The organism is Glaciecola sp. 2405UD65-10, assembly GCF_048820975.1.
Taxonomy (GTDB): Bacteria; Pseudomonadota; Gammaproteobacteria; order Enterobacterales; family Alteromonadaceae; genus Glaciecola.
On record NZ_JBMEUF010000001.1, the window covers coordinates 2,019,614 to 2,039,455 of the forward strand.

Sequence of the window (19,842 nt, forward strand, 5' to 3'; positions counted from 1 at the left end):
CACAACTATTATGGCAACACTTACCGAATTAAGCAGTAAATCCCACGCCTCTTTAAAAGTGGCACCGGGCGTACAAATTAAACACGCTGAAAAGCAACACGTTATGCATCTACAAGCCGCAGAGCTTGCTAATGCAGCAACGTCTTGCCCGGTGTTTATATCTCGTAACGCCAATACCGGCGCTTATGCCTTCTCGGCCATGACCAGTTTCGAAATTAATCAAAACTTGTTTATTCAAGAGGGTAAATGGCAGGGCGTATTCCAACCTAAAAGCTTGCGCACTTTTCCTTTGTTTTTAATGCAAAGCAAAGGCGAAAATAAAGGCTTTACCGTAGGCTTTGACGCCGAAAGTAACAACTTTTCTGAAACCGAAGGTACCGTGTTATTTGAACAAGACGGCACAGCAAGCCAGTATTTAAGTGAAGTCACGCGTATGCTTGAAAGTGACATAAGTGCGATTAGACAATCTTATGAATTCGCCAAAACCTTAGAAGAGTTTGGCCTACTAAAAGAAATTGATATTCAGGTGCAATATGCAGCTGGCACGGCCAATACCATTAAAGGCCTTATGACAATTAACGAGGAAGCGCTACAAAGTTTAAGTCCTGAAAAGCTAGCCACTTTAGCCAAAGCCGGCTATTTAATGCCAATACATGCTTTGCTTATGTCTTTATTTAACTTAAATGTGCTGGTCAATAAAAATAACGCTATCGAGGGCAAAGCCCAAGTGAGCGCAGTGAAAATGGAAGTAAGCAAAGAATTTACTCCCGCTTAAGTAACGTAATAGCGCATGCTCGCTTAATTAACTAAAAAGAAGAACAACGATGTCAGACAACATGATCCAAATTGGCGTATTTTTATTCGTAACAGTACTCATTGCCTTTTTAACCTACCTTCATTGCAAAGGCAAAGGCCACAGTGAAGCGAATCAAACCAAAGAGTACTTCTTAGCAGGCGGAGGCTTGGCTTGGTACTTTGTGGCGGGTTCTATTACCTTAACCAACTTAAGTACTGACCAGCTCGTAGGCATGAACGGTAATCAAATGGCTTTGCTTGCCTTGTGGGAGCTATCTGCGGTTATAGGTTTAGTTTTACTCGCTAAGTTATTTTTACCTATTTATTATAGATTCAACTGTACTACCACCACAGAATTATTAGAATTACGCTATAACAATAAGCATATTCGTGCGGTTATTAGCATGTTGTTCTTTTTAGGTAGCGCGTTAATCTTTTGCCCAGCGGTAATTTATAGCGGCTCTTTGTTTATGCAGAAAATGTTTAACATTGATTCGCAAATGGTAAGCGTTACAGTAGGCGCAAGTGAATTCGCGGTAGATTTAATGATTATTTATATTTCAACCGTATTTGCCGTTGTTGGCGCAATGTACGCTATTTTTGGAGGTTTACGCGCAGTAGCTGTATCTGACACATACTCAGGCGTTATATTACTAGTTATGGCCTTAGTCGTCACGTTTTTAGCCTTAAACGCAATCGACTTTAGCTTTGAAGGTATTCCTGCCGAGCGCTTAACGCTTATTGGTGATGACGAATCCCCTATTCCTTGGCATACATTATTAACCGGCATGATATTTATTCAAATGTTTTATTGGGGAACTAACCAGGTTATTACTCAGCGCGCCATGGCTGCACCCAACATTAAAGAAGCCCAAAAAGGTGTGTTTGCCGCGGCTGGTATTCGTTTAGCCATTGTACCGGCCATTATAGTAGTGCCGGGCATTGTTGCATTTAAACTTTATGGCGATATTGGTGATGCTACCTACGGCACTATTGTGGGTGACTTACTGCCACATTATTTGAGCGGCGTATTTGCAGCTGCAATGGCAGCCGCTGTATTAACTACTTTTAACAGTAACCTAAACTCAGCCACCGCTTTGTATGTGTGTGATGTTCACCAAGCCTACTTTAATAAGACACCTAATGTGCCTAAGTTGAGCGGCCTAGTAACGGCGGTTATGACAATTCTAGCGCTGGCACTGGTGGTGGTTTACGCACAAGCAGAAAGTATCATTAACTTAATTCAGCAACTTTATGGATTATTGAGCATGCCTATATTGTCAGTATTTATATTAGGGCTTGCCTTTAAAAATGTGCATGCAACCGCAGGTTTGTTCTCAGTTATATTTGGCGTAATTCTATACTTCTTATTATCATTTGATGTAACGCCTTTTTACGCACCTTTTGGCCTGCACTACATTCACTTAATGTTTATTACCTTAGTGTCGTGTATTACTCTGGCTTTATTGCTTAACTGGGTAATGTATGGACAACGCCCGCAAATATCGTGGGTTGGAAACGAAGCGTAAATATCCTTTAGTTTTAACCGTATAAAAAGCGCACTCTTTGTAGTGCGCTTTTTTTTATCACCAAATTAGCAACTCATATAAAATCAAACGCAATACATCACATTTGAAAATGTAATTCATACTTTTATATAATTTTTATTATTTATTATTCCTCCGTATAGTTCACCCTAAGAAATAAAGGAAGAGGAAATACACATGCAACTTTCAAACTTTAGCTCAGCTGCAAAAGAAATACTGCTTACGAGCATAGCCGCGCTACTAATTTTTGCCGTGGTAGCAACACAAACCGCTGATGCAAACACTTTTGAGCAGCCCAAAGATGCTACACGCCTTGTTGAAGCAGTCAGCTTAGTGACCGAGCTAGAACAAGACGTAGTTCAAGCAAAAGTTATTTTAGCGAAAGCTCAACAAGCATATGAAAACGGTGAGCTGAGTACCGCTGAAATATTTGAAGTAACGGTTAAATACCATGCTATTGAAAATACGCTAGTTGAATCTCGCGTAAAATTGTTAGCCAAGTTGGCTCAATATAAAGACACATTAGGCGGCGATAGTCTTGATGCACAACTAATAGTGGCTGACTAAGCATAAATTTAAAGCCTAAGTACGATTTTACATAGGCATAAGTGAACTAATTTGTTACCTTTTACGTCTTAACTACTACATGAAAAGTATTCACAAAAGGTAATTATGATAGCTAAGCTTAAAGCTTTGTTCAGCGCAGAAGCCAAAACCGCCTCTCCCGAGGAAAAACAAAAACAGTTACAGCAAGCCTGTGCCGGTTTGTTTTTTGAAGTAATTCGCGCTGACTTCGAACAAAGCCCTGAGGAAATTAACAAAGTTAAAGAAATTCTTCATCAGCAGTTTTCCCTTGCCAATGAAGACTTACAAGAACTCGTTGATGACTCAAAAAGCAGCGCTAAGGAAAACATTGCCCTGCATCCTCTTACTTCTCTTATTAATGACAATTACGAGTACGAAGAACGAGTAGAGTTAATTTCACTAATGTGGGAAATTGCATACGCTGACGGAAATTTAGATAAGTACGAAGATGGCGTAATAAGAAAGGTAGCTGACTTGCTATATGTTCGCCATAGTGACTTTATTAAAACTAAGTTGGCCCATGCAGAAGCAGGCAATGCATCATGATTTTGCAAGATTCCTTTGGACGACAATTTACTTATTTGCGCTTATCAATAACCGATATATGTAACTTTAAGTGCAACTACTGCTTGCCCGATGGAAACATCTGTCTTAGCCCGAAGCCAGAGTTAACCCTTAAACAAATTGAAACCTTAATTAGCGCGTTCGCTAAACTAGGTACCCGCAAAATACGCATTACTGGTGGCGAGCCAGCTTTGCGAAAAGACTTGGTCGATATTATTTCGCTATGCAAACAAACCCCGGGTATTGAGCACGTTGCGCTAACTACCAACGCCTACAAGCTAAAGCGTGATGTTGCAAAATACTATGAGGCTGGACTTGATACCTTAAGTGTAAGTGCTGATAGCCTAGACCCAAGAATGTTTGCCGCTATTACGGGTAAAGATAAGCTAAATGACATATTAGATGGCGTTGAAAAAGCCCTTGATTTAGGCCTTCCTACGGTAAAACTAAATTCGGTGTTACTTAAAAAGTTTAACGTAAGTGAGCTACCGCGGTTTTTAGATTTTGTTAAACATCGTAAAGTAACATGGCGCTTTATAGAACTCATGCAAACCGGCACTAATAAAGAATACTTTGACGCTAACCACGTAGCGGGTGAAGACATTCAAGCTCACTTGTTAGCATCTGGCTGGCAGAAAATTATAAAGCCTGTAGATGCGGGCCCAGCACGAGAATTTAAACATCCAGATTATGCCGGTAAGATTGGCTTGATCATGCCATATAGCAAAGATTTTTGTGATAGCTGCAATCGCTTGCGCGTATCATCAGTAGGCAAAGTGCATTTATGCTTATTTGCTGAACAAGGTTACGACATAATGCCTTATTTAGAAAAGGGTGATGTGAATGGCACCATTGAAGCGCTGCAAAACATGATGAGCGCAAAAAGCGTTAGCCACTATTTGCACGAAGGCAAAACAGGTGCCACCACGCATTTTGCTATGCTAGGTGGCTAAGCTCACTGCTTCTTAGTTTTTCTGATATCGGCTCGAAAGCTTATTATATAATACGTCAGCATAGTTGCTAGCGGTGCTATCGCACTCAGTCATGGCTTCAACAAGATGCTCGTTATCTTCGCGGCCTTGCCAAATTTTAATGTATGTTCCTTCCTTATAACCGTGATCTTGACGGAAGAAATTCAGAATATTCTTACCCACATATTGCTCGAACAAGTCATTGGCACTCATTTGTGCCTGCTCTACAATTTTTACAAATAAAGGGACATCAAAGCGCTTTGCTGCGCACAGACCCGCCATTAGTTCTAAATTAGCCAGTAAATCCTGTTCGTTAAAATTATAGTCAGTGCCGTCAAAAGTAACACTTGAACCACCTGCTTCTAGTGCTTGCTCTATCACACTTGCCGCGGTAGCTATTTCACCATTGTGCGTAATAATTAAATGCGACAAGGCAAAGTGCCATATATCCACTAATTCCATTTGCACTTGAGGAAGGTCAAGCTTTTGTGCTTTCCACCATTTCCAACCGTGATGGTCCATAGCTTCAACCGACTCAATTAATGCCGCGCGTAAGTAGCCATAACCTGCGTTTAACCAATCAGGATTAACTTTTTTATTCATGGCATCTTGAAGATCGAGCATAATTGCCAGTTGTGTGCTGCTTAGCATGGTGCTTCCTTTGAGTAGTGTTATGAAAAAAATAAGACTAGCTTTTATCGCTAATTTACTGGCAAATATAGTAATACGAAGCGCTTGGAATCACCACCCTAATGTATAAAAGCGATGTGTAAATTTGGTAAGAATAAGGTAATAGCGAAGTGTTTATAAATACACAGGGGAAGCAAGCAAAGAAGCCACACACGCTCCTTCACTTGCTGTTGGAAACACTTATTTAGGGTAGCGAGCTTTGCGCATTGCACGCTCAGTTAAACGCTGTGAGCTACTTAACGATTGTTCTACCGTCATTCGGCCAGTTAAGGCTGCAGAGAACTGCTGGCCTACCGCTGTACCAATTCCTTGAAACTCAGGAATAGCAACAAATTGCACACCTACATACGGCACTGGCTGTACACTAGGATTAACTGGGTCGGCAGTTTGAATTGAATCTAGTGTAATTTGAGCAAACGGAGCTGCATCCATATACTCAGAGTTGTTATACAAAGATGCACGTGTACCTGGTGGTACTTTCGCCCAGCCTTTTTTACTCGCAACTAACGAAGAATATTCTTTAGACGTTGCCCACGAAATGAACTTCATCGCCGCATCAGACTTTTTACTGCTTGAAGGAACTGCAAGCGTCCACGCCCATAACCAGTTACCACGTTTACCTAAACCTGCGTCAGGCGCTAAAGCAAAGCCTACTTTATCGGCTACTTCAGAGTCTTTTTCATTTGTTACGAAGGCACCTGCAACGGTAGCATCTATCCATATTCCGCACTTACCCGTTTGGAATAAAGCAAGGTTTTCGTTAAAACCATTTGCAGAAGCGCCAGGAGGGCCTGACTCTTCCATTACATCTACGTAATATTGAAGTGTGTCTTTCCATGGCTGCGTATTAAATTGGGGCTTCCAGTTTTCATCAAACCAGCGAGCTCCAAATGAATTAGCCATAGAGGTAATTAAAGCGACGTTTTCGCCCCAACCTGCTTTACCGCGTAAACAAATACCATAAACGCCAGAATCACGATCAGTCATGGCTTTTGCGGCTTTGCGAATAAAGTCCCAAGTAGGCGCTTTAGGCATTTCTAAGCCCGCTTTTTCCATTAAATCAGTACGGTACATAACCATTGAGCTTTCGCCATAAAAAGGAGCAGCAAATAGTTTGTCATCTACCGACAATCCACTTCTAATGGCTGGTAATAAATCATCTACGTCATAATTTTCGCCTAATTGATCAAGCTCTTTTAACCAACCTTGTTTACCCCAAATTGGCACTTCATAAGTACCAATGGTCATAACATCGTATTGGCCACCACTGGTAGCTACATCAGTGGTCACACGTTGGCGAAGAATGTTTTCTTCAAGCGTCACCCACTTGAGCTCTATACCAGGATTTTTGCTTTCAAAATCACTGCTTAATTCTTTCATGGTAATCATATCGCCGTTATTTACGGTGGCAATAGTGATGGTTTCAGCGGCTAACGAAGCTGTACTAAATGTTAACGCTGCACACGCTAGTAAAGATAATTTTTTTAACATCGGGTATTCCCCTTTTTATGTATATTTAGCATTGAATCAAGTAAAACGGGCCGGCACTTACCGGCCTGTTCTATTAAAATTTAACAGATATTTCTGACGTAAATCCATCAAACCCACGGCCAATTTGACCACCTGAGTTTAAGCCTTCATCTTGATCAACGTATTCAAATTTCCATAAGGTTTTTTCATTAATCCAGTAACCGGCTGATACTTGTATACGTTCCACTTCATTATCGGTTTGTTCTATAAGGTCAGATGTATTTTCAGCATGCGAATAACGCGCCGCAACAAAGAATTTGTTAGGTATAATGTACTGCTGTGCTTCTAATGTGTAGTAGGCAACCGAAGACTCACCTTCAATTACACTAACAGAATCAAACGTAGTACCCGATGCATCTGCCACTCCGTTTGTGCCAAAATATGTAATACCAGCAACGGCATTGCCATCAGCATCAGCGAAGGTATAGTCATCAGACGTTTCACCAATCATGAATATTACGCTGGTTTCTGGTGAAGGTTGATAAGCCAAGTTAAGTTGAATAATAGATTGATCTAAGCCCGGTAGAGCCCCTACATGGGTATCACGCTCACTAGAAGCTGAGGCTGAAAAGTTATAGTTTTCGCCATCACCAAAGCGATAGTTAGTAGTAGTTAAACCCGCTAAGCTAGCAACGCCGTCTTCAAATATAAGTTGATCGCCTTGGTTGGCTTGGAAAAAGTTTAAACCGGCTTTAAATCCACCTTCAAATTCTAAGGTACCTTGAATACGGAAGTTAAAACCGCGGTCTTCTTGAAAGGCTTCGCCAAAACTTGATGTAGTCATATGGCCCGCTACATTATATTTTTTAAGAATTCCGCTGTCTAAAGATTCGGTATAGCTTAATTGAATACCGTTTTCAGCCGTAGCGTAATCAGTAATACCATTACCAATAAGTGCATTTGCTTGGTTGTCTGCGCCGTCTTGGAAACCTTTAAACTGGAAAGGTGATGCGCCAATATTACCTAAGCGTAGGGTTAAGTCTGCGTTTTCACGAGGTGCGCCCGACAAACCTAATAATTCAAATTCAATACCCGCGAAATCTTGGTGAAAAGAAAAATCGCGATCGCCATTGTTGCCAAAATCATTGGGCTCTTCTGCAATATCAACATCGGCAGTAATATAGTCAGTGATTTTAAACTTCAATTGTAAGTTAACGCGCAAACGCCCAAATCCCGACGACTGCTCTTCGTCTTCAGGACGAAATGCGCCATCTTTGGCTTGAATACTTTGATAGTTTTGAAGTGCTAAGAAGTTTACTTGTGCGCGGCCATCAAGAAATTCGTTGGCATTGGCGTGTAATGGGAACGAAGCTGCCGCGATTGTTGCAATGGCGCCAAGGGTTCCAATAGTAGCATTTGATTTTGAGCTGCTGATTGCCTGTTTTATAGAAGACAAAAGCGGTTTTTGTTGTGTGTTGTTTAACATATTGAACTCTCTAATTTTATTTTCAAACTATTTTGTTTTTAGATAAAACCAATGAATATCTAAAACGCTTCCTAGCCAACCGCCGGAGCACAAACATCACGAGCTGAGCCGCTGACACCATCTGGTCATTTGCTTAGGTGCTGAGCATATTCCCTCAATAGTGTTATTTCGTCAACCATTTTTTTTACATTTAATTATCATAAAAGTGCAAAATATAATTTTATTTATAATAATCAATGGTTTGATAGCGCACCATTTTGTAACAAAGTTAACGACTCGTTTTCCAATAAAGCGCTGTTTGCAATGCTTGAAAAAGCGTTTACGAGAGTTTTTGTGAATAAATACGAAACCAACCCGTGTTTTAGCGGTCAATATTTCAACCCCTTATAATGTGTAAGATGCGAATTTGCATACGATTGATCTAAACCGGTTTGATACAAGCGAAGAAAATTTGTTTTCTTTAAATGGGAAAACTAGAAAACCTGTGCGATTAAAAAAAGTCGTATTTGTTGCTTTATCAATAGTGTTACATTTAAGCGTTATTACGATGTTCATCGTTTACGGGCCAACAGCGCTAGAGCCTATTCAAGATGCGTCTACTTCTTTAAAGAGCTATGTAGTTATGAAGCCCTTACCTATTCAGAAAGCTAAATTAGAAATTGCAAAGCCTGAAATAAAAGTCTCTGAAACAAGCCAGCTTCAAACAATAGAGCCACAAATAAATGCGCCTGTTCTTAAGCAACAAGTGCTAGAAGTGCCTCAAATTGAAAATGCTGAAGTAAGCGCATCGTTAGAAGAAAAGCAGAAGCTAGATATGACACAGAGAGAAAAAAGCGAACCGCCAGCTAAAAGTTCACAAGTACATAGCGCTCAGACACAAAGCCCACAAACTACGAACTCTGCAATGGTTAACACACCAATTGATTTAAGCGAAGCAATTGGCAAATACCAAAAACAAATACACAGGGCAAAAGTACAGAGTATGGCAGAGCAAGCAGCTAAAGCTTATCGAAAGGCGAAAACCTCACCTGAAATTAACACTGCCACGACAGTTAGTTACGAAGAGCGCTCTGCTGCTTTGCGTAAAATTGAAGTGGATTGTGCGAACGTGCTTAAAAAAGGACTGAGCATACTTTCTTATTTAGGTGGCGGCACCGTAGACTGTCGAAATAATAATAATTTTCAGGAGTACATTAACAAGCACTTAAACAACCTTCCCCTTGAAGAAGAGCAGTAAGTTATGCTCTGGTATTACTTAAAACGTGCCCTTTTCTAATAAAGGTAACACATACTTACTAATACGAACTTTGGGCCGCTAGTGAAGACGCATCCTTATTTTGAGGTGTATACAATATACTGTGCAGGCCGGTATAGTAAATTTCAGGTAAATCAATGCCATCAAACAATTTAGTAATTTCGTCTTTTTCTTCATACAACTTTCGTAAAACAAAAAAGCACTGTGCTTCTACTTCACCTAGCAATAAATAAAACTCTTCTAATTCAGCACAATGCTCTTCGCACAAAGACTCTTTAATATTATCCAACCACTCTTTTTGCGTACTATTTAGCACACCCGTTTCATCAATATTATATTTCACTTGTTTCAACAAAGCCCACGGCTTAAAGCGAACTGAGTCGGTAAGCTTATCGTGATGTTGCTTGTAAATATCAGAGAACATGTCAAACCACAAATTAAGGCGCGCTAATTTTTCACAACATTTATTCACCAAGCCTCTTAATTCGTTAGTCGAAAAAGCAGGTTCGTAAGGGAGCTCTCCTTTTTTCATAATTCTTAAGAGGGCATTATGCACCTGAGGTAAATGCGCGCTAGTGGGCACGCGTAATATGGCAAAAATAATCTGTATTGAAAATTTACGTTCGGCTAAAAGTTTTGTATGAAATTTAGTTAGCCTTTCAGCTATCGATATTATCTGCCCTTCTACGCATAACTTATCAGATGACTTTCCAAATGGATAACCAAATCCATCGGCTCGCTCATGGTGCTCAAGGACGGCGCGCTTTACGATTGTAGGCAAGCCGGGAATTAAGCTGGCAAAATGAGCAGAAACCACCACGTGCCCGTGAAATAACTTAAGATCGTCATGACTCAGTTTGTCTTCGTTGTTCACAATATCTGGCGACAAATGAAGCAAACCTATATCTGATATCATATTAGCTAAAAACACATCTTTGGCTTGTTGCAAGGTCAAGCCCAGTTCTAACGCAAGGTTAGCCGCCAGCACTCCTGTTGTAAGTAAGCGCTCAAATCGGTCAGGGTAAATAGATGAAAACACGGTGAGCTTATCTTGTATAAGTTTATATTTACTGAGCTGTGACATTATTTCGGATGCTAACTGAAACAAGCCATTTTTTTTACTCTCTTCAAGCAACCCTTTTTTTATCAAACGGTCTTCATACATTTTATATACGCTGGATTTAGTGAGCGAGTATGACAGTCCAAGACTTTCATCAATAGGCTTTAACAATTTGTGCTTTGCAATTTTACGCGCCGTTTCATGGCACAGCCTAGTTCCGGCTGCCGCCACTAGCGCGCCGTTTTTGTTTTGGATATTTTCAGAGACAGATACCGCATTGGTTTCGTTAATCTTAGCGAGATGTTTGACGTAATGCGTATTATTCAACTGTGTTTCCCATTTAGGCGCTAGATTCAAAGCCTAGGCATTCATTAAGGTAATCAGCATCGCAATATACAAGATATTTAAATATGAGTGCGGCCAATTGTGTTATGAGCAGTTATACCTGTATCTATTTATTGATAACTAATTTAGTCAAAAGTCTAATGTTTTCATACTTTTCATTTAATAACCGGCTAAATGATCATGAAAAACACGTTTAGGTTTGTATAGGGTATGAAACACCCTTCATTAAAATGGCAGCACGTTTGAAGTAATGGGTAAATCAATATCAAAATTGCTGTTCCCGTACATCCCTTCTTGGTCTCCCTCTTGTGCTTCTATTTTAGCAGCATCAGCGCGAAGCTTGTTTGCCATTTGTATATTAGGCTCAACGCCTAGGCCATGTTCATACATAAGGGCTAAAGCTTCCATGGCAGGCACGTAATTTTGCGTGGCGGCCTGTTGAAAATATTGTAAAGCCTCACCATCATTTTGTTCAGTCGCATTTCCGAGCAAATGTTGCATTCCTAACATAAACGCCGCACCTGCATGATTATTCGCAGCGGCTTCCTCAAGTAAGTCAAAAACTTGATCAGTCATTCCCTCGTTAGCAGCTAACATATTGGCTAATTGAAATTGCGCTCCTGCATGCCCTTGTTCGGCTGCCATTTCATAATAGTCCATGGCGGCTTGCGCATGACTAGCAGAATTCGTCGACAATGATTCATGCTGCATTGCTAACTCGAATTGCGCCTGAGCATCGCCATTTTGTGCCATTTCAAGTAAAGATTCACCCTGTGAGCCTTCACCTTGCTCTCCCTCATTCGGCATCTCTTGAGAATTCTCTTGCCCACTGCCTTCAACGCTATCTTGCGCATCACCTTCCATATTTCCATCAAGTTGCTCTAGCTGCGCTTGTGTAAATAAATCAGCAATAGCATCTGAAAGTTGATCTGGGCTAGGTGCTGAGCTTGACGGCTCATTTGATGACGATTCATCGGTTTGAGGCTCACTATTACCTGAAGGCTCTGTTTCTAAAAGTTCTTCTTCCTCAGGCGTTTGTGATTGCGACGTACTTACAGCCCCGGTGCCTTGAGGAGGCGTTTCAGGAGGCGTATCGTCATTCGAAGTTTGACCTTGATCGCTACCTCCGCCTCCGGTTAAAGCTTCGTCAGCTCTCACCAATCTATAACGCCGTTTTTTACCAAAAAGTTGAGCAATAAATTTGAGTATATGGCCATTTTCTATAAATTCTAATTCACATAGTACGCGTGGGTTACTGCCTTCTTTGCACAAATCATTATTTTGAAAATGCGTATTTATGTTAAGCGTCTCAAGGTTCGTTTTGAGCGCGTTATTGTTAGGTATGTTGAAAACTATACGCTTCACAGTGCCATCTTTATGTAAAACCACTTCCACAGAGTAATTACTTTGCTTGCCTGCTGTGTTTAGTGTTTTGCGTTTGTAATTATGCATTAACTTGTTAGAAGGCCGCCCACCCTCAAACCCTGCTTTGACTAAGTCTTTGTGTAGCAAATTAAAATCTTCTTTGAAAGTGATGCCGTCTACTGAAAAACTCAATACCATTTCTTCAGTATACTGACCATACGCTTGCACTGGCACACCAGCGTGTACAAGGAACAAACTTATAATCATTAAAATGCGCCTCAAACAATTCATCTGTTTTACTCTAGATTAGGGTCGTATATGCTTATCAAATCAAGTCTATACTGCCATTTCAACTCTGTAGGCTTTGAGCCTTGCTGAACAAGGCGTTGCATTTGAGTACACATATACTGAGTGTCATTAGTGCGTTTACAATCAATTTCTCGTACTCGTTTGTCACCATATTCACAGGTTTCGCTAATACTTTCTCGGCTAATATTTGAATCAGAGCAGCGTTTATAGTTTTCTATTTGCGTTTTATCCATGGGCTCAGGTTTACCATTTACGACACTCGCACCAGTTATATTAAGACGAATAGAATGTAAGCCAGTGTCAGGGTTAAGCAAAAACAATTTGGTTTCTTTATAGGTGTACTCCTTATCTAAATAGAAAACATTGGCAACAAACAAATTGTTAAACGCCCCAGAGTTTGGTTCGCTTTCATCAGCACCTATTGCCGCCACTTCCAGCCGAGCCTGCATGTCTTCAAGCTCTGCCTCAAGCTCTTCTACTTGCTGCTGTAAACTTGCCACTTCTATATTTTCTCTAGGTACCGGTGGTGGCAGGTCAGGCATATCTATTTCTGGTATACTTTCTACTACTTGAGGCTCAGCCACATTTTGCCCATCATTTATTGGAGCGCTTGCCATGTCGGGCTTTACGGGCGTCATTAATGACACAAAAATCATAATGAATAGCAAATCTAAAAGCGGCGTTAATTGAACTATCGGTCGTTTTTTTGTGCTCATAATATCAGTCCATTCTATAGGCGTGTTTTACGACAAATACACTGAGTTGATAACATCTTTATATTCTTTGCTATCTCCAATTGAGCGTTCAATTTTAGGATGTAAAGCGCTTTCTATAACCATAAATACCACCGACAAGGCTATACCTAAAATAGTGGTTTCCATGGCCATTACAAATGCTTCACTAATTTGTTCGGCAGCCGCTACGCCTGATTTCATATCGGTTTTAGCTATAGCGATAACTGTGCCTAAAATTCCTAAGAGTGGAAACACCTGCACTAAGGTAGACATTACGCTGGCATACATTTCCAAACCAAAGTAACGATTTTCGGCAGAGCGTTCTGCTAGTTTTCCTGCATTTTGTCGTATAATCAGTCTGGCACTTTCGTCATGCTGAATCTTGTTAGTTATAAAGCGAAGCGTAGACTCAATTTTCTCATGAAGGTGCAGACCTGAGTCTTTATCAGGGCTATCATTAAAACCTTTCAACAAATTATCGGTCGCATCCGACAACCTATTGGCTTGGTTCTTCAACTTAATGTAAATAGCGCCAACTAAGTACAACTCGGCCAGAGCAAAGGCGTACATTATGTTGTAAATATTGGCGTCCATAAAATGGTAGACCGTATTAACGAATTCATTTTCACTCATGATGCCTCCTAGGCGATATAAGTTTTAAATTTTAAAAATTTGTTGTTAATCAGGCACTAAAAATGTAGCCCCAGGGGAATATTCTGTTATTACGCGAATAAAATCACCAGGGCTGTTAGCTTTCCAATCTACTTGTACTGTGAACTCGTCAAGTATTTTGACTCTATCAGTAACCTCTAAGCCCCTGGCCTCTGGATTTAAATATTTCACGCTGGTGTTTGCTAAAATGTCACTTTCTCTCAAGGTTTTCATTTGCGTCATTACGCCAAGCACTTTTGCATCAAATGTTACCTTTGCTTTTTGGGAAAGACTCTTTGCCGGGTCAAAAAACACATAATGACTTGCCACCACGGTGCCTGCTGCAATTCTATTTTTTGTACGTGACTTAGAATTTGGCGCAATATTTACTTTTAGTTCTTTCGCTAAGGTAATATTTTGGTCTTCATCAAAGGCATATAAGTGAGCTTGTGTAAATGTATCTTGCCCCACTGTATTGGCCGGGCGTGACTGACTAAACGGCACTTGTAACTTAATGAATTTAGCGCCCATTTTTAAGGAGTTACCGCCGGTGATTTGCCCAGAAACTACCGTGGCACCTAGTTTTGGAGCTGCGATTAATAAACCGAAGAGCAATATACTGAAGTAATAACGAATCTGCATAGCCGAACAATCCTTTTCGATTAACCTTGCAATTAGTACAAATAATAATCAACCGAGTGTGAAATACAATGGAAAACACCAATATATTTAAATTTTTGTTGAGACATTTACGTTAGACGGATAACTGATGAAAAAGGAACAAAAACTATTATCGAGAATAGTTGCGTATAGCGTGACTGTCTAAGCCTATACGAGTTAGTAAGGCATTAAATCTTGGATCGTCGCGCAAGGGCTGTAGCCTTGGGTCGTTTCGTGTAAACACTAAGCAATTTGAGCGCGCTTCTACTGCATCGTTCAAATGCTCAAATGCCTTTTCTTTATTATTTAATAGAATGTAATTCACCGCTGATTCGTAAGGGCATATGTAGCTATTTAGATTATTAGCTTTGTCTAATAGCGGTTGAATTTTCTCAGTTTGTCCTGCCCAGCCAAATGCCTGTGCTAAAGCAAGATAAGCAAAGGCAGATTGGGGGTCTAATTTAACGCCTTCTTTGGCTAAGGTAATAGCGCGTGGGTATTGTTTTGCTATGGAAGCGGTAACACTGGCGCCGCTGTATATCATGCCTGTTTTAGGGTGAAGGCGCATTTGATCAGAGCTCCAAGTCAATGCCGCCTCAACCGATCCTGACATCATAAGCGCCCAATTTCCCCAATCAGCTATTTCCACGTTTAGCGGGTCTAATCGCTTGGCTACATTCAGCGCATTAATTACTTTTTCTTTTTCACCTATTGCTGCGTAATACATGGCAAAACCTAGTTCGGTTTGTGCTAATGATGGATCTATTGATTTAGCAGTATTCAACATATCCCAAGCATCTTGCCAACGCCAGGCAAGTACATAGGCTAAACCCAATGCTGAGTATGCTTTTGCTGATTCTGAGTTAACCGCCAAAGTTTCAAGTACCGAATCTATAACATTGGGTAAAACATTTGCCGGAGTTTCGAAATAAGACATGATTAAGCGATAGGCATTTGCCTTAGCTATATACGCCTCTTCAAAATTAGGATCAAGTTTTACTGCCTGAGAAAATAACTCTATTGCACGGCGCAAAGACTGATGCTCAAGTAAGCTTACTTGTTGCTGCCCCGCAATATAATATTCATATGCTTGAATATTGTTAGTAGGTAAGCTACCTAACTTTGCAGGCGAAGTTTTATTTCCCCCTCCCTGCGCTGGTGTCAACACTCCCTTATTTTGGAAGCTTATTGGACCAAATACCCATATTCCTACAAGGCCAATAATAACAACTACGGGTACGGCTATTCGGACTAGAAATTTATTGGCATTGGGAACCTGTAACTTACCGATTTCATCCTCATTCATTTCATCTATTTGCGCAATAAACTGATACCCTCTCCCCCTGATAGTTTTTATAATATCTTGACGTTCGCCATTATCACCCAACACTTTTCTTGCACTTTTAATATGATTACTAAGCGTAGTATCAGAAACTTCGCGCCCGTCCCAAATTTCGGTGAATAGTTCATCGCGCGATATTAAGTTTTCACGATGTTCAATCAAGTACACAATGAGATCAAATACTTTTGGTTCCACACTTATGGGTAAACCCGCGCTTGTAATAGAATACTGCTGAGTATCAATTTCATAATTATCGAGTTGGTATTTCATACGCTTAATTCAAGTTGCTCAATTGTAAACAATATTTTTTGTGTATAGATACTTTACCCATAAATACTAGCTCAAGTCATAACCATAATTAGCTTGTTATCAAAAGATTAGCGAATAGTTATCTAATGATGCCTATTTATTGCTTAAAACTTAGCCTACCCTCAGGTAAGCAATTTCACAAGCGTCATACTCCTAATTCCTTGTTGGCTAAATATATAAAAAAGGAAATTATGATGCCTTCTATATTAGAGATATTGCTAGACCCCATTTCGCTTGGATTACTTTTTTTATACGCGCTACTTATGGTTATTGAGGCAATTGCGCCTGCAAGAAAACTTCCCAAGGTTAAAAACTGGATACCAAGATCAATGCTCACCTTTGTGTTCTATTTTTTCTTGTCTGTGTACCTACCTTTATTTTGGGACAAACACTTAGCGCATTACCAGTTATTTAATTTAGAATCCATGAACGTATATCTAAGCGCACTGCTTGCTTTACTCGTATTTGAATTTCTACTTTACGTTTGGCACCGGAGTATGCATCAAAGTCGTATTTTATGGCGTACGTTTCATCAAATGCATCACAGCATTGAGCGAGTAGACACCTTTGGCGCATTTTATTTTAGCCCATTGGACATGATTGGGTTTACTTTGTTGGGAAGTTTAAGCTTGGTATTAATAGTAGGTGTTAGTGCACAGGCGGCTACTTACTTTTTATTCATTACAATGTTTTTGGCTATTTTCCAGCATACCAATATAAGCACTCCTCAATGGCTTGGGTATTTTATTCAGCGACCTGAAAGCCACACCGTGCATCATCGCAAGGGCGTGCATCGCTTCAACTATTCAGACTTACCTATATTTGATATTGTTTTTGGAACGTTTAGAAATCCCAAAAATTTTGAGGGTGATGTTGGGTTTTATAATGGCGCGTCTAGCAAGATATCTAAAATGTTATTGTATCAAGATGTCGCAAGAGATGAAAAAACGTAATTAAAATATTATGGAGTTATTTTAAAGTAGGAAGATTTGTAAAAACTAGGAATTGGGAAAGTAAAATAGCCAATGGTACAGAAACCATTGGCTATACAAATATTGTGCTAAACCTAAAGCTTAAAGTGGTACTACTTTATTTGCACATGGACCTTTTTGGCCTTGACCAACTTCAAACTCTACTTGTTGACCGTCGTTTAATGTTGCATAACCGCCACCAGATTGAATTTCTGAATGGTGTACAAACAAATCTTTGCTTCCGTCTTCTGGAGTAATAAAACCGAAACCTTTGTCTGCATTAAACCACTTAACTGTACCTTTACTCATAACTATCTTTATCCTTGGTGAAAAATATAATTCTGATAAGTTATCACCATCACATAATCAGAATTTGAATTTTTAAATGCTTGTTACCACTAAATACGAGCATTCTGCATACTGCTGTTCGGGTAGTATAATACTTATTTCAATTATTTTCCGTTTTTCTTTTTAATATTTACTGCCTTTCTTGCAATTTTTAGCAAATCAGGGGAAATATCATCAGCACCATCTTTAATTAATTTGCTCACATCACCTGATGAAAAAAGCGATCCGCGCTCAGATTTTATATCTAACGAGCGAACGTAATCTTTTGTTTTTCCAGTACTTAAGCAATCAATGTAGAACAAAATGATTTCTTCGTTGACACTTTTTGCAGGGCGCTTTAACACCTCAACAGTGTAAGATAACTCGGCTATTTCTTGTTCAAGAGATAATATTAATTCTTCTGTATTGGCGTAAGGTTTATACACGTATTTGGCTCTTTATTGTAAAAATTATCATTTTTTTAGTGACTACCACATCAAATCGTCAGGTACTACGAAGTCAGCATAAGGGTCATCTTCTTCAAGCACGTCTTCTTCAGCTGTCTTATTTTCAATAATAATGCTGCTATCACGAAGGGCTATTTTTTTAGCGACTGAATTAGGAATCACCACAAAGCCATCTTCAAATTTTACTACCGCCAAAATCCCCTTAAGTAATTGATCTCTAATATCGGCCGGTACATACAAAAAGTGAATTTTACTGCCTTGGGTAAAATTATATTTAATATCGGTGGCTTTACTTAGGTCAAGCTTGTTCATTTGAATAAGCTGTTTTATTTGCGCTTGAATTTCTTTGTTTTGATTTTGTTCTTTTTGTTGCTCATTGAGTGCTTTAGCCCGCTCTTGCTGCTCAGCTTTACTCGCCTCTACTCCGGCTTTTACTTCGCGCGCTAAAGTGCGAGATTTCTTTTTACTCTTTTGTGCTTTCGTCAATTTTTTTTCATTTACCAAGCCAGCTTTTAAAAGTTGATCTTGTAGAGATAATTTGGCCATGCTTTCCTCATGCGGTAACGCAAATCTATGCGCGCTAGTTTATCGTTAGCTTGTCAGCAAATAAAGTTAATAATATCTATCCTTTGTAAACGTGTTCCTAATGTAGCCATAAAACCTAATTTTGGAATATACAGCGAACACTAAAAAAAAATATTATAAATTCCGTATTTATATTGCGCTACAAATAATATTTTTGATGCTCACTAAGCCATTCAATTACATGACAAAAATTGGCTACTATATAAAGTTAGGTAAATCGAATAGCGGCAGTGCTTCTTTATTTAGCTTAAAAATTACACTTTTGGCTGAATATTTGTTCGCTTTTTAATCGACAACTGATAAACTGTCGCTAAATAGATACATGTTGCACGTACTATGCGGTGTAGCGTGACATAACCTGCTAAGGCATGTAGACCTCGTCTAGTTGTTCATTGTAGTAGTAATAATTAAAAAGAGAATTGATATGAATAAAAAGATAAGTAGCGCATTTTTTAGCGTGATGTGTGTGTTAGGAGCTAGTTCACAGGCCGCAACTATTAGCGTGTTTGATACGAACTTAGCCTTTCACGAAGCGGCCTTTTATAGTTCTTTAACGCTAGGCTCTTCTTTAACCGAAGATTTTGACTCTTTCACACCCGTTGATGCTCAGTACCAGCGTTATAACGCTCAAAATAGCTGGCTGGTTTCGAGCAATTCAATCAATACTTCCGTTGGCGTATTTACCAACACAATTGCTGGCCAAGCCGGTAAAAATACAAATTCAGATAATTTGATGATTGAAAGTGAAATTACGGGTGAACATGGACGAGAATCACTCGCGTCAAGCGCAAGTGATTATTGGCTCGACAACAACGACGCTAGCCAAGTGCAATGGGATATTGTTGGAAACGGCTTGTTCAATTCTATAGGTTTCTTTTTGTCAGACGTAAACGACATTAACGCTCGTTTGAACTTTATGTTTGGTCAAGATACTCAACTTAACACTGGCACACGGTACGCTGACGCCAAAGTAATTTTCGTAACAATTACTGATTTTGCAGCGGTAAACAGTGCCAGCCTAATTTTTGAAAATTGTAAAAATGTTGCTTGTGCTTCTTTATCTGGCAGCGATGGTTGGGGCATTGATGACATTACATTAGGATTAACCCAAACTAGCTTGGCAGCTGGCCCGCTTAATTTTGCGAATCAAGTGCCAATAAAAGAAACGGGGCTACTGGTAGTTGCTGGCTTAGCGAGTATTTTTTATATTAGAAAACGCAAGCTGTTATCACGCAACTAAAACAAACAGCCATCGCAAGCGCCTTTTAAAGGCGCTTCGCCTCTCCCCCCCTAAGCGCCAGCTCTTTTACCTTCTATTATTGTACCTTCAGTAAGCGAACTATTATAAATAGTC

20 protein-coding genes are annotated in these 19,842 nt (G+C 39.7%); 8 read left to right on the forward strand and 12 right to left on the reverse strand.

Translation table 11 applies throughout. The annotated features are described in order from the left end of the window. Positions 1-10: 10 nt before the first annotated feature. The 5 genes from ACOI22_RS09050 to moaA all read left to right on the forward strand — a co-directional run bounded on the left by ACOI22_RS09050 (position 11) and on the right by moaA (position 4,444). Positions 11-775, forward strand: a complete 765-nt coding sequence (locus ACOI22_RS09050) for a SapC family protein (protein ID WP_420671699.1) — start codon at positions 11-13, stop codon at positions 773-775. A 49-nt stretch (positions 776-824) separates the two neighbouring features. After that, complete coding sequence (locus ACOI22_RS09055; protein WP_420671700.1) at positions 825-2,324, forward strand: SLC5 family protein; 1,500 nt, start codon at positions 825-827, stop codon at positions 2,322-2,324. Between the two features lie 195 nt (positions 2,325-2,519). Then, complete coding sequence (locus ACOI22_RS09060; RefSeq protein WP_420671701.1) at positions 2,520-2,909, forward strand: hypothetical protein; 390 nt, start codon at positions 2,520-2,522, stop codon at positions 2,907-2,909. 105 nt (positions 2,910-3,014) lie between these two features. After that, positions 3,015-3,473, forward strand: a complete 459-nt coding sequence (locus ACOI22_RS09065) for a TerB family tellurite resistance protein (RefSeq protein WP_420671702.1) — start codon at positions 3,015-3,017, stop codon at positions 3,471-3,473. After that, positions 3,473-4,444 carry a GTP 3',8-cyclase MoaA gene (gene moaA, locus ACOI22_RS09070; RefSeq protein ID WP_420672350.1) on the forward strand — a complete coding sequence of 324 codons (972 nt, stop codon included), beginning with the start codon at positions 3,473-3,475 and terminating at the stop codon, positions 4,442-4,444. Before ACOI22_RS09065 ends, moaA begins: the two co-directional genes overlap by 1 nt. 12 nt (positions 4,445-4,456) lie before the next feature. Here the strand turns inward: moaA and ACOI22_RS09075 are convergent, their stop codons facing one another. From ACOI22_RS09075 to ACOI22_RS09085, 3 genes are all read right to left on the reverse strand, one after another. Further along, positions 4,457-5,113: a dUTP diphosphatase gene (locus ACOI22_RS09075; protein ID WP_420671703.1), complete on the reverse strand. Its 657-nt coding sequence runs from the start codon at positions 5,111-5,113 to the stop codon at positions 4,457-4,459. Between the two features lie 219 nt (positions 5,114-5,332). Then, positions 5,333-6,643 (reverse strand): ABC transporter substrate-binding protein, encoded by a 1,311-nt coding sequence (locus ACOI22_RS09080; protein WP_420671704.1) that lies wholly within the window; start codon positions 6,641-6,643, stop codon positions 5,333-5,335. Positions 6,644-6,716: 73 nt separating this feature from the next. Next, positions 6,717-8,108 carry a hypothetical protein gene (locus tag ACOI22_RS09085; RefSeq protein ID WP_420671705.1) on the reverse strand — a complete coding sequence of 464 codons (1,392 nt, stop codon included), beginning with the start codon at positions 8,106-8,108 and terminating at the stop codon, positions 6,717-6,719. 406 nt (positions 8,109-8,514) lie between these two features. On the opposite strand from ACOI22_RS09085, the gene ACOI22_RS09090 reads away from it, so the two are divergent. Then, positions 8,515-9,345, forward strand: coding sequence for a hypothetical protein (locus ACOI22_RS09090; RefSeq protein WP_420671706.1), 831 nt, complete (start codon positions 8,515-8,517; stop codon positions 9,343-9,345). Between the two features lie 58 nt (positions 9,346-9,403). Here the strand turns inward: ACOI22_RS09090 and ACOI22_RS09095 are convergent, their stop codons facing one another. From ACOI22_RS09095 to ACOI22_RS09120, 6 genes are all read right to left on the reverse strand, one after another. Continuing rightward, on the reverse strand, positions 9,404-10,750 hold the full coding sequence (locus tag ACOI22_RS09095; RefSeq protein WP_420671707.1) for an HD-GYP domain-containing protein: 1,347 nt from the start codon (positions 10,748-10,750) through the stop codon (positions 9,404-9,406). A gap of 243 nt (positions 10,751-10,993) precedes the next feature. Further along, positions 10,994-12,400, reverse strand: a complete 1,407-nt coding sequence (locus tag ACOI22_RS09100) for a tetratricopeptide repeat protein (protein ID WP_420671708.1) — start codon at positions 12,398-12,400, stop codon at positions 10,994-10,996. A 29-nt stretch (positions 12,401-12,429) separates the two neighbouring features. Next, positions 12,430-13,158, reverse strand: a complete 729-nt coding sequence (locus tag ACOI22_RS09105; RefSeq protein ID WP_420671709.1) for a DUF5320 domain-containing protein — start codon at positions 13,156-13,158, stop codon at positions 12,430-12,432. Positions 13,159-13,185: 27 nt separating this feature from the next. Beyond that, on the reverse strand, positions 13,186-13,809 hold the full coding sequence (locus ACOI22_RS09110; protein WP_420671710.1) for a MotA/TolQ/ExbB proton channel family protein: 624 nt from the start codon (positions 13,807-13,809) through the stop codon (positions 13,186-13,188). Positions 13,810-13,854: 45 nt separating this feature from the next. Further along, complete coding sequence (locus ACOI22_RS09115; RefSeq protein WP_420671711.1) at positions 13,855-14,469, reverse strand: hypothetical protein; 615 nt, start codon at positions 14,467-14,469, stop codon at positions 13,855-13,857. Positions 14,470-14,617: 148 nt separating this feature from the next. Further along, complete coding sequence (locus ACOI22_RS09120; RefSeq protein ID WP_420671712.1) at positions 14,618-16,099, reverse strand: winged helix-turn-helix domain-containing protein; 1,482 nt, start codon at positions 16,097-16,099, stop codon at positions 14,618-14,620. Between the two features lie 230 nt (positions 16,100-16,329). Between ACOI22_RS09120 and ACOI22_RS09125 the strand changes: the two genes are divergently transcribed. Then, positions 16,330-17,091 (forward strand): sterol desaturase family protein, encoded by a 762-nt coding sequence (locus tag ACOI22_RS09125; protein ID WP_420671713.1) that lies wholly within the window; start codon positions 16,330-16,332, stop codon positions 17,089-17,091. Between the two features lie 120 nt (positions 17,092-17,211). Here ACOI22_RS09125 and ACOI22_RS09130 read toward each other — a convergent pair whose 3' ends face one another. The 3 genes from ACOI22_RS09130 to ACOI22_RS09140 all read right to left on the reverse strand — a co-directional run bounded on the left by ACOI22_RS09130 (position 17,212) and on the right by ACOI22_RS09140 (position 18,449). Then, entirely contained in the window at positions 17,212-17,418 is a 207-nt protein-coding gene (locus tag ACOI22_RS09130; RefSeq protein WP_420671714.1) for a cold-shock protein, read from the reverse strand. A 143-nt stretch (positions 17,419-17,561) separates the two neighbouring features. After that, positions 17,562-17,882 (reverse strand): hypothetical protein, encoded by a 321-nt coding sequence (locus ACOI22_RS09135; protein ID WP_420671715.1) that lies wholly within the window; start codon positions 17,880-17,882, stop codon positions 17,562-17,564. Between the two features lie 42 nt (positions 17,883-17,924). Continuing rightward, positions 17,925-18,449 carry a DUF2058 domain-containing protein gene (locus tag ACOI22_RS09140; protein WP_420671716.1) on the reverse strand — a complete coding sequence of 175 codons (525 nt, stop codon included), beginning with the start codon at positions 18,447-18,449 and terminating at the stop codon, positions 17,925-17,927. 463 nt (positions 18,450-18,912) lie between these two features. Here ACOI22_RS09140 and ACOI22_RS09145 point away from each other — a divergent pair, with 463 nt between their 5' ends. After that, positions 18,913-19,728 carry a hypothetical protein gene (locus ACOI22_RS09145; RefSeq protein ID WP_420671717.1) on the forward strand — a complete coding sequence of 272 codons (816 nt, stop codon included), beginning with the start codon at positions 18,913-18,915 and terminating at the stop codon, positions 19,726-19,728. Positions 19,729-19,842: the final 114 nt, after the last annotated feature.